Below are 13,866 nucleotides of genomic sequence, written 5' to 3'. Positions count from 1 at the left end.
TCAATATTTTTTACGGAAGCCGCCGGATCGCCTTGTTTTGTTCGTTTTATTAAACATAGACTCGGGCATCGCCGTTGCCGCAGGCGCCTGCCGGTGCGCAACAGCATAGCCGCCGATCCCCGCCTTGCCGCCGGAGCTAGCCATGGCCAACGATTTCCATCCCAGCGCCTCGCCCGATCACTTCTGGATGCCCTTCACCGCCAACCGCCAGTTCAAGGCGAGCCCGCGGCTGCTGGTCAAGGCCGAGGGGCTCTACTACACCGCCAGCGACGGCCGGCAGATCCTCGACGGCACCGCCGGGCTATGGTGCTGCAACGCCGGCCACGGCCGCCGCGAAGTCAGCGAGGCGGTCAGCCGCCAGGTCGCGCAGATGGACTTCGCACCGACCTTCCAGATGGGCCACCCGCTGCCGTTCGAACTGGCCGAGAAGCTCAGCGGCATCACCCCGCCGGGGCTGAACCGGGTGTTCTTCACCAACTCCGGCTCCGAGTCGGTGGACACCGCGCTGAAGATCGCGCTGGCCTACCAGCGGGCCATCGGCCAGGGTACCCGCACCCGCCTGATCGGCCGCGAGCTGGCCTATCACGGCGTCGGCTTCGGCGGTATTTCGGTCGGCGGCATGCCGAACAACCGCCGCGCCTTCGGCGCCCTGCTGCCGGGCGTCGACCACCTGCCGCATACCCTCGACCTGGCGCGCAACGCCTTCAGCCGCGGCTTGCCGCAGTATGGGGTGGAGAAGGCCGACGAGCTGGAGCGGCTGGTGACGCTGCATGGCGCGGAAAACATCGCCGCGGTGATCGTCGAGCCGATGTCCGGCTCGGCCGGGGTCATCCTGCCGCCGGTCGGCTACCTGCAGCGCCTGCGCGAGATCACCGCCAAGCACGGCATCCTGCTGATTTTCGACGAGGTCATCACCGGCTTCGGCCGGGTCGGCAAGGCCTTCGCCGCGCAGCGCTGGGGCGTGCTGCCGGACATCATCACCTGTGCCAAGGGCCTGACCAACGGTGCGGTGCCCATGGGCGCGGTGTTCGTCGCCGACCACCTGTTCGAGGCCTTCATGGGCGGGCCGGAGAGCGCCATCGAGCTGTTCCACGGCTACACCTACTCCGGCCATCCGGTGGCCTGCGCCGCCGCCCTGGCGACCCAGGAGATCTACCAACGCGAGGGCCTGTTCGAAAAGGCCATCGAGCTGGAGGACTACTGGCAGGATGCGCTGTCCAGCCTGCGCGAGCTGCCGCACGTGATCGACATCCGCTGCGTCGGGCTGGTCGCCGGCGTGCAGTTCGCCGCCCACCAGGACGGCGTCGGCAAGCGCGGCTACGAGGTGTTCCGCCAGGCCTTCGAGAAGGGCCTGCTGGTACGCGCCAGCGGCGACATCATCGCGCTGTCGCCGGCGCTGATCATCGACAGGCCGCATATCGACGCGATCGTCGAACGCTTCGCCGATGCCATCCGCACCAGCGCCTGAGCCGGCGCCAGCAGGAGCAGTCCCGGAAACGAAAAAACCCGCCGATTGGCGGGTTCTTCGTTCAAGGGCCGATCAATTACTTGATCTTGGCTTCCTTGTAGATCACGTGCTTGCGAACGACCGGATCGAATTTCTTGATTTCGATCTTGTCGGGGGTGGTGCGCTTGTTCTTGTCGGTGGTGTAGAAGTGGCCGGTACCGGCGCTGGACACCAAACGGATCAGGTCACGCATGATTGCTCTCCTTAAACCTTTTCGCCGCGGGCGCGCAGCTCGGCCAGAACGACGTCGATGCCACGCTTGTCGATGATGCGCATGCCCTTGGCGGAAACGCGCAGACGCACGAAGCGCTTCTCGGACTCGACCCAGAAGCGATGGTGCTGCAGGTTCGGCAGGAAACGACGACGGGTTTTGTTGTTCGCGTGGGAAATGTTGTTCCCGGTTACCGGACCCTTACCGGTAACTTGACAGACTCTCGACATGCCTCAGCCCTCTAAACCACATGCCCAACCCGGCATGGGTTGGCCGCTTGAATTCAATTGTCATCTGGCGCCTGGCGCCACGTTTCATGGGGTCTTACCGGCTACGCTGCAGGTCAACAAAGCGTGCCCCTAGAAAAGAGCGCTGCTTTATATCAGAAAGGCCCTGGTGCAACAAGCGCGGATTGGTTTTTCCAACCGAATGGTCGCCACGGGCGCGACGGCCGTCGCGCACTGCCGCGCGCCCGGCGATCTGCTATCGTTCGCCACCGCCGACACAGCCGCAAAGCACGATACCTATGAGCGACACCGAAGACAGCAGCCCGCCGAAGGACCGCAAGTTCGTCGAGGCCCTGGGCCGTGGGCTGGACGTGCTGCGCGCCTTCACCCACGGCTCCGTGGTGCTCGGCAACCAGGACATCGCGCGCATCACCGGCCTGCCCAAGCCGACCATCTCGCGCCTGACCTACACCCTCACCCGGCTCGGCTACCTCAGCTACTCGCCGCAGCTGGAGAAGTACCAGCTCGATTCCGGCGTGCTGGCGCTGGGCTACGCCTACGTCTCCAACCTGCGCGTACGCCAGCTGGCCAAGCCGTACATGGACGAGTTCGCCCGCCGTACCCAGACCACCGTCGGCCTGACCTGCCGCGACCGGCTGTCGATGATCTACGTGGAGAACTGCCGCCCGGCCGAGGTCACCACCCTGCGCATGGACGCCGGCGTACGCCTGCCGCTGGCGACTACCGCCGCCGGCCGCGCCTTTCTCGCCGCCACCCCGGAAAAGGAGCGCGAACACCTGCTGGCCGCCCTGGCGGCCAAGCACGGCGCCGACTGGCCGGCGATCGAAGCCGCGCTGCATGCCTCGTTCGAGGACTACCAGCGCGACGGCTTCTGCCTGTCGCTCGGCGACTGGGACCGCAACGTACGCGCCGCCGGCGTGCCGCTGCGCCTGGCCGACGGCAGCATCATGGCGCTGACCTGCGGCGCACCCTCGTTCCAGCTCAGCGAGGAAACCCTCCGGGGTTCGCTGGCGCAGCAGCTGGAGATGCTCGCCCGCGATATCGAGAGCCTCGGCGTCTGACCCCAGCCACACTCACGACGCCCGCACGCTGTCCCAGGCGATCTGCGCCAGCAAGTCGCGGTACTCGGCCAGCGCCCGCTTGCTGCGCCCGGCCAGCCAGTTGCGCGCCATGTCCTGCGCCGGGCCGATGACCACCGAGACAAAGCACTCGCCCGGGATCGCCTTGAACGCCCCGGCCTCGCGGTGCCGGCGCAGGATCGCGGCGATCCGCTCGCCGTGGACGCGGTTCGCCTCGCGCAGCTGGTCGCCGCGCTCGCCAGCCTCGACCCGCCCGCGGTTGTGCAGGATGAAGCGTGCCCAGTCCGGGTTGGCCACCACCCAGTCGATGTAGCCGGTGACGAACAGCCGGATGCAGGCCTCGGCGTCGGGCGAATCGCCCAGTCCCGCCTCCAGCAGCGCGGCGTACTGGCCGATGCCTTCGAGGTAGAGCGCAGCGATGATCCGCTCGCGGTTGCCGAAATGATGATAGAGGCTGCCGATGCTGGCGCCGGAGCGGTCGCGGATCATCTCGATGGTGGTGGCGTCGACGCCCTGTTCGGTGAAGCAGGCCAGGGCGGCCTGGAGAATCTGGTGCTTGCGGTCACGGCCGGGCATGGGCGCTCCATTCACTAGAATAATCTTCTAGAACAATTTTCCAGCCGCCCTATACTGCCACGCATCTACCCTGCCCGCAGCGGAGAACCACAACATGCGCGCCCCCGTTTCCCACGCCCGCCTCCTGCAGAACCGCCGCGACCAGCCGCTGGCCAGCCATTGGTACCACCCGCCGGGCGAGCCATTGGGCGCAGTGCTGCTGGCGCCGGCCATCGGCGTGCCGCAGCGCTTCTATCGCGACTTCGCCAGCTGGCTCGCCGAGCGCGGCTACCTGGTGGTGACCTTCGACTACCAGGGCATCGGCGAGTCGGCCCGCGGCCCGCTGCGCGAGCTGGAAGTGGACGTCCTCGGCTGGGCCCGCGACGACGGCAGCGCGGTGCTCGATGCGCTCAGCGCGGCGGCCGGCGACCTGCCGCTGTTCTGGCTGGGCCATAGCCTGGGCGCACAGATCGTCCCGCTGGTGGAGGGGCACCAGCGCATCGCGCGGATCATCACCATCGCCGCCGGCAGCGGCTACTGGCGCGACAACAGCCCGCAGATCCGCCGGCAGGCCTGGCTGCTGTGGCACGGCCTGGCGCCGCTGTTGACGCCGCTGTTCGGCTACTTCCCCGGCAAGCGCATCGGCGCGGTCGGCGACCTGCCGGCCGGGGTGATCCGCCAGTGGCGGCGCTGGTGCCTGCACCCGGAGTATCTGGTCGGCGCCGAGGGCGAACCGATGCAGCGCGCCTTCGACGCGGTGACCACGCCGCTGGTATCGCTCTCGTTCAGCGACGACGAGATGATGTCGGCGCAGAGCACCGCCGCGCTGCACGGCTTCTACCGCTCGGCGCCGAAGACCATGCACCGCATCGCCCCAGCCGATGTCGGCGTCGCGCGCATCGGCCACTTCGGTTTCTTCCGTCCGGCGCTGCGCGACGCGCTGTGGGAACCGCACCTGCTGCCGGCGCTGCAGCAGGCCTGATCCGCCGGGCATCCGGAGGAAAACTCGCACCGCGATTTTCCACCGGCTCGGTGTAGATCGGTGGAAAAGCCTTCGGCGTTTTCCACCCTACGGCCGGCCGCCGCTTTCAGGCTACCTGCAGCAACTTCGCATAGGCCTTCAGGTGATGATCGTCGTCACCGAACTGGTGGGCGATCATCACCAGCCGCTTGGCGTGGTGGGCGAGGTTGTATTCCCAGGTCATGCCGATGCCGCCATGCAGCTGGATCGCTTCCTCGGCCACCTTGCGCGCGGCGCGGGCGCAGATGTACTTGGCGGCGGCGATGATGCGGCTGCGCTCGTCGGTGTCTTCGCCATCGGCAAAGGTCGCGGCGAGGATCGCCATGCTGGTGGCCTGTTCCAGCTCGGTCTGCATGTCCACCATGCGGTGTTGCAGAACCTGGAACTTGCCGATCGGCACGCCGAACTGCTTGCGCGTCTTCAGGTAATCGAGGGTCAGCTTGCAGGCCTCATCCATGCTGCCCAGCGCATCGGCGCACTGCGCGGCGATGGCGCGGCCCTGCTGGTAGCGCAGCGCGGGCAAGGCATTGCCCAGCTCGCCAAGCAGCGCCTCGGCACCCAGCTGTACGTTGTCGAGGAACAGGTCGCAGCCCTTGCGCCCGTCGATGGTCGGGTAGACGCGACGGCTGACGCCCTGGGCGTTCGGGTCGATGAGGAACAGGCTGATGCCGGCCTCGTCGCGGCTGTCGCCGGAACTGCGCGCGGAAACGATGATCTGCCCGGCACTGTGCCCGCCGATGACCACGGCCTTGCGTCCGGAGAGCCGATAGCCGCCGTCGACCGCTTCGGCGCGGGTCTGTACATCGTTCAGGTTGTAGTGGCTCTGCGGCTCGTCGAACGCGACCGCCAGTTGCAGCGAACCGGCCGCGACCTGCGGCAGCAGATCTTCTTTCTGCGCGTCGCTGCCCAGTTGATTGAGCAGGCCGCCGCCAAAGATTACCGATTGCAGATAGGGCTCCAGCGTCAGGCCGCGACCCAGTTCGGTCATGACCAGCATGGTTTCCACGCCGCTACCACCAAAGCCGCCGATGTCCTCGGAGAATGGCACCGCAGTCAGGCCCAGCTCGCCCAGCTGCGCCCAGAATTCGGCGGAAAAGCCCAGCTCGGACGCGCTGAATTGCTCGCGCTGCTCGAATGGGTAGGCGTCACGCACCAGGCGCGCCGCGGTGTCTTGCAGCATCTGCTGCTCTTCAGTCAGTTTGAAGTCCATGGCGTGCCCCCTTACAGCTCGAGAATCATCTTCGAGACGATGTTCTTCTGGATTTCGTTGGAGCCGCCGAAGATCGACAGCTTGCGCATGTTGAAGTAATCGCCGGCCAGCGATGCGCTGTAGTCGGCATGCAAGAGCTCGCCTTCGTAGTCCAGCTGCAGCTCCTCTTCGAGGAACGGCAACGCGTAGGGGCCGATGACCTTGCGCAAGAGGTGAGTGATCGCCTGACGGATCTCGGTGCCCTTGACCTTGAGGATCGAGGACTCCGCGCCGGGCACGCCGCCCTCCTTCGCCGCGGCGAGGATGCGCAGGGTGCTCATCTCGATGGCCATCAGCTGCATCTCGACCTCGGCGACCTGGGCGCGGAACAGCGGGTCTTCGAGCATCGGCTTGCCGTCGCAGACTTCCTTCATGGCGATGCGCTTGAGGTGCGCCAGCACCGCCTTGGACGAGCCGATGCCGGCCAGGCCCGTGCGCTCGTGGGTCAAGAGGTACTTGGCGCAGGTCCAACCCTGGTTTTCCTCACCGACAAGGTTTTCCACCGGCACGCGGACATTGTCGCAGAAGACCTCGTTGACCTCGTGGTCGCCGTCCAGGGTGATGATCGGCCGCACGCTGATGCCCGGGCTCTGCATGTCGATCAGCAGGAAGCTGATGCCGCGCTGCTGCTGGGCCTCGGGGTCGGTGCGCACCAGGCAGAAGATCATGTTGGCGTGCTGGCCGAGGGTGGTCCAGGTCTTCTGGCCATTGACCACGTAGTGGTCGCCGTCACGCACGGCGCGGGTCTTCAGGCTCGCGAGGTCGGAACCGGCACCGGGCTCGGAATAGCCCTGGCACCACCAGTCCTCACCGGAGAGGATGCGCGGCAGGTAATGGTCGATCTGCTGCTGGGTGCCGAACTTGATGATCACCGGGGCGACCATGTTGACGCCGAAGGGCACGCTGCGCGGTGCGCCGAAGGCGGAGCACTCCTCGTCGAAGATGTGCTTTTCCACCGGGCCCCAGGTGGTGCCGCCCAGCTCCACCGGCCAGCCCGGCGCATACCAGCCACGCTTGACCAGGATCTGCTGCCAGCGCTGGTGGTCTTCCTTGGACATGTGCTTGCCGAGCTTGACCTTGGCGGCGATGTCCGCCGGCAGCTCGCTTTTCAGGAAGGCGCGCACTTCATCGCGGAAGGCGAGCTCTTCGGCCGTGTAGTTGACGTTCATGGAGCGCTCCTCGTGCTGCGTTCGGATTGCAGGCGGGCAGCCTGCCATTGGCTGAAGGTGCGGCCCTCGGCGGCCAGTCGTTCCAGCAGCGGCGCCGGCTGCCACCAGTCACCGCAACGTGCGTGCAATTCCCTGACCCGCGCCAGCACCTTGTCCAGGCCGAGGCTGTCGGCGTAGTACATCGGCCCGCCGCGGAAGGCCGGGAAGCCGTAGCCGTTGAGGTAGATGACGTCGATATCGCTGGCGCGCTGGGCGATGCCCTCCTCGAGGATCTTCGCGCCCTCGTTGACCAGCGCGAAGAGGCAGCGCTCGACGATGTAGCGCTCGTCCAGCGTCTTGCGCTCGAGGCCCTTCTCCCGCGAGGCGGCCTCCAGCATCGGTGCCAGCGCCGGGTTGTCCAGCGGTGTGCGGTTGCCCGGCTCGTAGCGGTAGTAGCCGACGCCGGTCTTCTGCCCGAGCATGCCGGCGGCGCAGAGGCGGTCGGCCACCGTCGGGAATTCCAGCTGCGCCGGCAGGATCGCGCGCTGGCGCTTGCGGATCGCCTGGCCGATGTCCAGGCCCGACAGGTCGCGCACGGCGAACGGCCCCATGGCCATGCCGAAGGTGCGCAGCGCGCCGTCGACCTGCTGCGGCGTGGCGCCCTCTTCCAGCAGGAATTCCGCCTCGCGGCCGTACTGGAAGAGCATGCGATTGCCGACGAAACCGTCGCAGACGCCGACCACCACCGCGACCTTCTTCAGCCGCTTGCCAATGGCCATGGCGGTGGCCAAGACCTCCTGGCTGGTCTTTTCGCCACGCACCACTTCCAGCAGGCGCATCACGTTGGCCGGGCTGAAGAAGTGCAGGCCGACCACATCCTCGGGGCGCCGGGTAAAGGCGGCGATCTGGTTTAGATCGAGCGACGAGGTATTCGAGGCGAGGATCGCACCAGGCTTGCACACGGCATCCAGCCGCTCGAACACCTGCTGCTTGACGGCCATGTCCTCGAACACCGCCTCGATCACCAGGTCGGCATCGGCCAGCGCGGCGTAATCGGTGACACCCTTGACCAGCGCCAGGCGCTGCTCCATCGCCTGCTCGCTCAGGCTGCCGCGCCTGACGCTCGCCGCGTAGGTCTCGCGGGCGCGCTGCAGCGCCCGTTGCAGCGCTTCTTCATTTATTTCCAGCAGCTTCACCGGCACGCCGGCATTGGCGAAACACAGGGCGATGCCGACGCCCATGGTGCCACCGCCGATCACCGCCGCCGTGCGGATCGGGCGCGGTTCGACGCCGGGGGCCAGGTCGTCGATCTTGCCCGCCTGGCGCTCGGCGAAGAAGGCATGCACCAGCGCGCCGCGCTGCGGCGAATCCAGGCATTCGGCGAACAGCTCGCGCTCGCGCGCCAGGCCCTCGGCCAGCGGCAGCCGGGTCGCCGCCTCGACCGCGGCGATGCAGCGCAGCGGTGCGAACAGGCCGGGCGTGCGCCTGGCCACCTCGGCGTGCCGGGCGGCGATCAGCTCGGCGCTGTCGGTGCCGGGAACGCTCAGCTCACCGGTGCGGCGCGGGCCGCGGCCCTCGTCGAGCAGCCGCTGGGCATAGGCCAGGCCCGCCTCGACCGGATCACCCTCGAACAATTGGTCGACGATATGCTGCTCGAGCGCCTCGGCCGCGCCGATCGGCTGGCCGCCGACGATCATCTCCAGCGCCTGCTCGACACCGGCCAGGCGTGGCAGGCGCTGGGTACCGCCGGCGCCGGGCAACAGGCCGAGCTTCACCTCCGGCAGGCCGACCCTGGCATCCGCGCGGGCGATGCGGTAATGGCAGCCCAGCGCGACCTCCAGCCCGCCGCCCAGGGCCGTGCCATGGATCACCGCGACGCTCGGCGTCTGGCTGTTCTCGATGAGCGAGACCACCTCCGGCAGGCTCGGCGCCTGCGGCGGCTGGCCGAATTCCTTGATGTCGGCGCCGGCGATGAAGGTGTTGCCGGCGCAGACCAGCGTCACCGCCCTAACCTCCGGGTCGGCCTCGGCGGCCTGGAAGGCCTGGCACAGGCCCTGACGCACCGGCTGGCTGAGCGCATTCACGGGTGGGTTATCGATGACGATCAGGGCGATCGCGCCGTGTCGTTGCAGGCGCACGAACTCTGCCATGCCATCCTCCGCTTGCTGTTGTAATTACGGAATCATGTTTCGCACTGCAAAATAACGCGCAGCAAAATGCCTGTCGAGCCGTTCCTATCGATGGTGGGTCATCGGCGCAGGTGATGGCGCCCGGCGGCGCCGGTGTCAGTCGCGCAGCGCGCGCGGCGCCTGTTCGAGCACGGCGGCGTCCAGGCGCAGCAGGCGCGCGGCGCGGCAGCCCGCCAGGGCCGTCGCCGGCCTGTCGGCGGGCAGTTCCAGCAGCTGTCGGGCCAGGTTCAGCACCAGCGCCTCGCGGCCGAGGACGCCACTGCCCAGGGCGTAGTAGGCGCTGATCAACTGGCGCAGGCCAAGCGGCAGGCGCCAGCGCGCACGCAGCGCCGAACCGTAGCCGGCGGCGCGTAGCGCCAGCTGGCGGGGCAGGTCGTCAGGCTGCAGGGCGCCGCCACTGTCGAGCCAGTCCTGCAGCGTGCGCAGCAGCGCCAGCTCGCCGATGTTGTGCAGCAGCGCGGCGGTATGGCAGGCCGCCGCGTCGAGCTGCAGGCGCCGCGCCAGCCAGGCGGCCAGCTGTGCGGCCAGCAGCGCCTGGTCGGCGAGGCGGCCGGCCAGCCCGGCCAGTTGCGGATCGCTCAGGCGCGCGTTGTGCTGGCTGGCCAGCTGGGCGAGCAACTCGCCGCTGCGCGTGCGCCCCAGCCGTTCGAAGGCCTGTGCCAGCGTCTGGCTGGGCTGCGCCTGCTGCGGCCCATGGCTGTTGGCGAAGCTGATGGCCCGCGCGGTGACCTGCGGATCGCCAAGCAGCACGGCGTGCTCCTCGGCCAGCTCGGTCTGCCCGGCCAGCAGGCTGCCGATCGCGGCGTAGGCGGCCTCACCCAGCGGCGCACCGCGGCAGTGCTCGCGCATCCGCTCGAGAAAGCTGTCCAGGCTGTCGTCGCCGAGCGGGCCGCGGGCAAGGCCGCCAGCCGAGCGCGGCAGCAGCCGGTCGATGCGGCTGCGCAGGTCATCCAGGTCATAGGGCTTGCCGAGATAGGCGGCCGGCGCCAGCGGCAGCGCCGCGCGCACGCTCGGTGCGTCGGTCCGCTCGCTGATCAGCACGCAGGGCAGGCGCTGGCTGGGCCCGTGGCGGCGCAGCTCGCGCAGCAGGCCGAAGCCGTCCAGGCCTTCCAGCTCGCCGTCGAGGATCAGCAGGCTCGGCAGCTGGCGGCGGCAGGCGGCCAGCGCGGAACGACCATCGCTGAAGGCGGCCACCAGCATGCCCGGGCGCAGCCCGGCGACCAGCTGGCACAGCTGGTCGAGGCGCCAGGGTTCGCTGTAGGCGATAAGCACGGAGGAAAGCTGGGGCGAGAGCGACACGGACCTGCTCGGCGTTGCGCGACCGGGAATGGGCTGTGCAGGCCGGACGAAGGACCACGCCGGCCGCGAGCACCGGCGACGGATTCTGGAGAAGGGAATGGCAAATAGCCAGCCCCGCCCGGACGGGAGGCGCTGGCTGCGACGCTGGGTCTCAGAGGCCGAGGCAGAGGTACTTGATCTCGAGGAAGTCCTCGATGCCGTACTTCGAGCCCTCGCGGCCGAGGCCCGAGGACTTCACCCCGCCGAACGGCGCGACCTCGGTGGAGATCAGCCCGGTGTTGACGCCGACCATGCCCGACTCCAGCGCCTCGGCGACGCGGAACACCCGGCCGAGGTCGCGCGCATAGAAGTAGGCGGCCAGGCCGAACTCGGTGTCGTTGGCCAGGGCGATCGCCTCGGCCTCATCCTTGAAGCGGAACAGCGGCGCCAGCGGGCCGAAGGTTTCCTCCTTGGCGACCTTGGCATCGTGCGGCACGTCGACCATCAGGGTCGGCTCGAAATAGCTGCCGCCCAGTGTGTGCGCCTGGCCGCCGGCGACCACCCTGGCGCCGCGGGAAAGGGCATCCTCGATATGCTCGCGGACCTTGGCCGCGGCCTTGTCGTCGATCAGCGGGCCGATGTCGGTGCCCTCTTCCAGGCCGTTGCCGACCTTTAGCTGCGCGACCGCCGCCTGGAATTTCTCGGCGAAGGCCTCGTAGACGCCGTCCTGCACGTAAATGCGGTTGACGCAGACGCAGGTCTGCCCGGCGTTGCGGTACTTGGACTGCAGCGCGCCCTTGACCGCCGCATCGAGGTCGGCGTCGTCGAACACCAGGAACGGCGCGTTGCCGCCCAGTTCCAGCGAGACTTTCTTGATCCCCGGCGCACACTGCGCCATCAGCCTGGCGCCGACCTCGGTGGAGCCGGTGAAGCTGATCTTGCGCACCGTCGGGTTGGCGGTCAGCTCGTCGCCGATCTCGCTGGCCGAGCCGGTGACCACGCTGAACACGCCTTGCGGGATGCCGGCGCGCTCGGCCAGCTCGGCCAGCGCCAGCGCGGAGAACGGCGTCTGGCTTGCCGGCTTGACCACCATGGTGCAGCCGGCGGCCAGGGCCGGGCCGGCCTTGCGGGTGATCATCGCCGCCGGGAAGTTCCACGGCGTGATCGCCGCGGTGACACCGATCGGCTGCTTGATGACGAGGATGCGCTTGTCCGCCTGGTGCCCGGGGATGGTGTCGCCATAGACCCGCTTGGCCTCCTCGGCGAACCACTCGATGAACGACGCTGCGTAGGCGATCTCGCCCTTGGCCTCGGCCAGCGGCTTGCCCTGTTCCAGGGTCATCAATCGGCCGAGGTCGTCCTGGTGCTGCATGATCAGCTCGAACCAGCGGCGCAGTGCCTGCGATCGCTGCTTGGCGGTCAGCTCGCGCCAGGCCGGCAGTGCCCGCTCGGCGGCCTCGATGGCGCGGCGCGTCTCGGCCGCGCCCATCTTCGGCACGGTACCGAGGGCCTCGCCGGTGGCCGGGTTGTTCACGCTGATGGTCTGGCCGCTGTCGGCATCCAGCCAGGTGCCATCGATGTAGGCCTGCTGGCGGAACAGCGCGGTGTCTTTGAGTTGCATGGCAGTCTCCTTCCGGGCCGGCGGCGGCCCCTGTGAATGTGCGCCTCGGCTTGCGCGGCGTTCATCTGAGCCGTCCGGGGCGAACCCGGTTCCAGCCAACTACGGGTCGACCATGCTAGGACCGCTGCCGAGCGAGCGGCAAGCGCATCGGGCGCGCGGTGCTTGCGCCATAGCCCAGGTTGATCGTCGCGGCTCTGTTACGGCATGTCACAAACGCCTCTGCCACGGGCCTTGCAGCGGTATAGTCGGGCTCCCGCGGCCGACGCCGCCCATTCACCGGAACCGAAGGAGTGACCGTGAAAGCACTGATGATCGGCGCTGTCGCAGCGCTGCTGGCCAGCACCGCCGCCCAGGCCCAGCTGAAGCCCGAAGAGATGGTCGAGGCCCGCCAGGCCGGCTACCAGTTCATGTCCTGGAACATGGGCAAGATCAAGGCCCAGGTGGTCGATGGCAACGAGCCGTTCGACCAGGCCAAGGTCGCCGCGGCCGCCAACGTCATCGCTGCCATCGCCAACTCCGGCATGGGCGCGCTGTTCAGCCCGGACACCACCACCGCGCAGCTCGGCGAGCAGACGCGCCTGAAGCCCGAGTTCTTCGACAACCTCGCCGAAGCCGGGCGTCTGGGCAAGGAATTCAATACCGCCGCCAACCAGCTGGCCAGCGTCGCCCAGGGCGGCGATCAGGCCGCCATCAAGAAGGCCTTCGGCGACGTCGGCGCGACCTGCAAGTCGTGCCACGACAAGTTCCGCGCCGACTGAGCCACGCCTCGCCTACCAGTCCAGGACCGGTGCCGTCGCGGCCGGTGGCGGCGCCAGCCAGCCGGCCAGCGATTGCACCGTCCATACCACGGCCAGCGCCAGCACCAGCGCGGCGAGCGCTGCACGCCAGGAACCACCCTCGGCATCGCGCTGCGCCGCATGGGCCCGCTGCCCCCGCCCGCTGAGCATGGCGCGCACCAGCGGCAGCCGGCGCACCCCTGTGTAGTAGAGGATCGCCGCCAGATGCAGGCCGATCAGCGCCAGCAGCCACCACTTGGCCTGGCGATGCAGCCCACTGAACAGATCCGCGGTGGCACCCTCGACGAGGACGTTCAGCGGCCCGCGGAAGGCGATATCGTCGCTGGCCAGCAGCCCGCTGCCGACCTGGAAGGCCACCAGCAGCAACATCGCCAGCACCGAGACGGCCCCCAGCGGATTGTGCCCCGCCGCCTGCCAGCTGCCCTGCAGGTAGGCCCGCACACCGAGGGTCGCCACGACGATCCGCGACCAGCGCGCATAGGTCGAACCGACGAAGCCCCAGGCCAGGCGGAACACCAAGAGTGCCAGCAGCAGCAGCCCGAGCCGGCCGTGCCAGACCATCAGCCCACCCCCCAGCCAGCCGGTGACAAGCGCCGCCGTCACCGTCGCGGCGAACGACCAGTGAAACAGCCGCAGGGGCAGGTCCCACAGCCTGATGCTTCCGCCCATGTCCGGACTCCTCCCGCGCGAGCGCTCTGTTATGCGGCGTCGAGCCTAGCAGGCCGGGCCCTGCCGGGCACCCCGGGCAAGGATTGCCGGGTGTTACCGCCACGCCCGGCAGGCGTCCGCCAGCATGGACGCCTGCCGGCGACATGCGTATGATTGCGCCCCGCAACGCATCCGTAGCTCAGCTGGATAGAGTACTGCCCTCCGAAGGCAGGGGTCGTGGGTTCGAATCCCGCCGGATGCGCCAGCTCGCAGAAGGGCCCAGGTGAAAACCTGGGCCCTTTTTGTTTGCCCGCG

Annotated in this window: 14 protein-coding genes and 1 tRNA gene; 5 read left to right on the top strand and 10 right to left on the bottom strand. The window is 68.5% G+C overall.

Annotated elements, in window-relative coordinates:
• Window positions 1–144, bottom strand: coding sequence for a hypothetical protein (locus tag L3N39_RS01810; protein ID WP_237255497.1), 144 nt, complete (start codon window positions 142–144; stop codon window positions 1–3).
• On the opposite strand from L3N39_RS01810, the gene L3N39_RS01805 reads away from it, so the two are divergent.
• The gene (locus L3N39_RS01805; RefSeq protein WP_237255496.1) at window positions 143–1,468 is read left to right on the top strand and encodes an omega-aminotransferase AptA; all 1,326 of its coding nucleotides are present in this window, start codon (window positions 143–145) and stop codon (window positions 1,466–1,468) included. The two genes, L3N39_RS01810 and L3N39_RS01805, sit on opposite strands and share 2 nt — an antisense overlap.
• A gap of 76 nt (window positions 1,469–1,544) precedes the next feature.
• On the opposite strand, the gene rpmG is transcribed toward L3N39_RS01805, so the two are convergent.
• Together rpmG and rpmB are read right to left on the bottom strand one after the other, a co-directional pair.
• A complete protein-coding gene (rpmG, locus tag L3N39_RS01800; RefSeq protein ID WP_003284185.1) occupies window positions 1,545–1,700 on the bottom strand; it encodes a 50S ribosomal protein L33 in 156 nt (51 codons plus the stop codon).
• Between the two features lie 11 nt (window positions 1,701–1,711).
• Window positions 1,712–1,948, bottom strand: coding sequence for a 50S ribosomal protein L28 (gene rpmB / locus L3N39_RS01795; RefSeq protein ID WP_012703271.1), 237 nt, complete (start codon window positions 1,946–1,948; stop codon window positions 1,712–1,714).
• Between the two features lie 296 nt (window positions 1,949–2,244).
• Between rpmB and L3N39_RS01790 the strand changes: the two genes are divergently transcribed.
• Complete coding sequence (locus tag L3N39_RS01790) at window positions 2,245–3,027, top strand: IclR family transcriptional regulator (RefSeq protein WP_237255495.1); 783 nt, start codon at window positions 2,245–2,247, stop codon at window positions 3,025–3,027.
• A gap of 12 nt (window positions 3,028–3,039) precedes the next feature.
• On the opposite strand, the gene L3N39_RS01785 is transcribed toward L3N39_RS01790, so the two are convergent.
• Complete coding sequence (locus L3N39_RS01785; protein WP_237255494.1) at window positions 3,040–3,621, bottom strand: TetR/AcrR family transcriptional regulator; 582 nt, start codon at window positions 3,619–3,621, stop codon at window positions 3,040–3,042.
• A gap of 94 nt (window positions 3,622–3,715) precedes the next feature.
• On the opposite strand from L3N39_RS01785, the gene L3N39_RS01780 reads away from it, so the two are divergent.
• Complete coding sequence (locus L3N39_RS01780; RefSeq protein ID WP_237255493.1) at window positions 3,716–4,582, top strand: alpha/beta hydrolase family protein; 867 nt, start codon at window positions 3,716–3,718, stop codon at window positions 4,580–4,582.
• A 106-nt stretch (window positions 4,583–4,688) separates the two neighbouring features.
• On the opposite strand, the gene L3N39_RS01775 is transcribed toward L3N39_RS01780, so the two are convergent.
• The 5 genes from L3N39_RS01775 to gabD all read right to left on the bottom strand — a co-directional run bounded on the left by L3N39_RS01775 (window position 4,689) and on the right by gabD (window position 12,106).
• On the bottom strand, window positions 4,689–5,831 hold the full coding sequence (locus L3N39_RS01775; RefSeq protein ID WP_237255492.1) for an acyl-CoA dehydrogenase family protein: 1,143 nt from the start codon (window positions 5,829–5,831) through the stop codon (window positions 4,689–4,691).
• An 11-nt stretch (window positions 5,832–5,842) separates the two neighbouring features.
• Window positions 5,843–7,039, bottom strand: a complete 1,197-nt coding sequence (locus L3N39_RS01770) for an acyl-CoA dehydrogenase family protein (protein ID WP_237255491.1) — start codon at window positions 7,037–7,039, stop codon at window positions 5,843–5,845.
• Window positions 7,036–9,168, bottom strand: coding sequence for a 3-hydroxyacyl-CoA dehydrogenase NAD-binding domain-containing protein (locus L3N39_RS01765; RefSeq protein ID WP_237255490.1), 2,133 nt, complete (start codon window positions 9,166–9,168; stop codon window positions 7,036–7,038). The genes L3N39_RS01770 and L3N39_RS01765 overlap by 4 nt, the downstream gene beginning before the upstream one ends.
• A gap of 135 nt (window positions 9,169–9,303) precedes the next feature.
• Window positions 9,304–10,506, bottom strand: a complete 1,203-nt coding sequence (locus tag L3N39_RS01760) for an HDOD domain-containing protein (protein ID WP_237255489.1) — start codon at window positions 10,504–10,506, stop codon at window positions 9,304–9,306.
• A gap of 151 nt (window positions 10,507–10,657) precedes the next feature.
• Window positions 10,658–12,106 carry an NADP-dependent succinate-semialdehyde dehydrogenase gene (gene gabD / locus L3N39_RS01755; protein WP_237255488.1) on the bottom strand — a complete coding sequence of 483 codons (1,449 nt, stop codon included), beginning with the start codon at window positions 12,104–12,106 and terminating at the stop codon, window positions 10,658–10,660.
• 308 nt (window positions 12,107–12,414) lie between these two features.
• On the opposite strand from gabD, the gene L3N39_RS01750 reads away from it, so the two are divergent.
• Window positions 12,415–12,864 carry a c-type cytochrome gene (locus tag L3N39_RS01750; protein WP_237255925.1) on the top strand — a complete coding sequence of 150 codons (450 nt, stop codon included), beginning with the start codon at window positions 12,415–12,417 and terminating at the stop codon, window positions 12,862–12,864.
• Between the two features lie 12 nt (window positions 12,865–12,876).
• Here the strand turns inward: L3N39_RS01750 and L3N39_RS01745 are convergent, their stop codons facing one another.
• Entirely contained in the window at window positions 12,877–13,572 is a 696-nt protein-coding gene (locus L3N39_RS01745; protein WP_237255487.1) for a cytochrome b/b6 domain-containing protein, read from the bottom strand.
• A gap of 167 nt (window positions 13,573–13,739) precedes the next feature.
• Here L3N39_RS01745 and L3N39_RS01740 point away from each other — a divergent pair.
• A tRNA-Arg gene (locus tag L3N39_RS01740) sits at window positions 13,740–13,816 on the top strand.
• Window positions 13,817–13,866 lie beyond the last annotated feature (50 nt).

The organism is Pseudomonas oligotrophica (assembly GCF_021726475.1).
GTDB classification, from domain to species: domain Bacteria; phylum Pseudomonadota; class Gammaproteobacteria; order Pseudomonadales; family Pseudomonadaceae; genus Stutzerimonas; species Stutzerimonas oligotrophica.
Note: the sequence above shows the minus strand (reverse complement) of the source record. Positions and strands in the feature narration are given on the sequence as shown.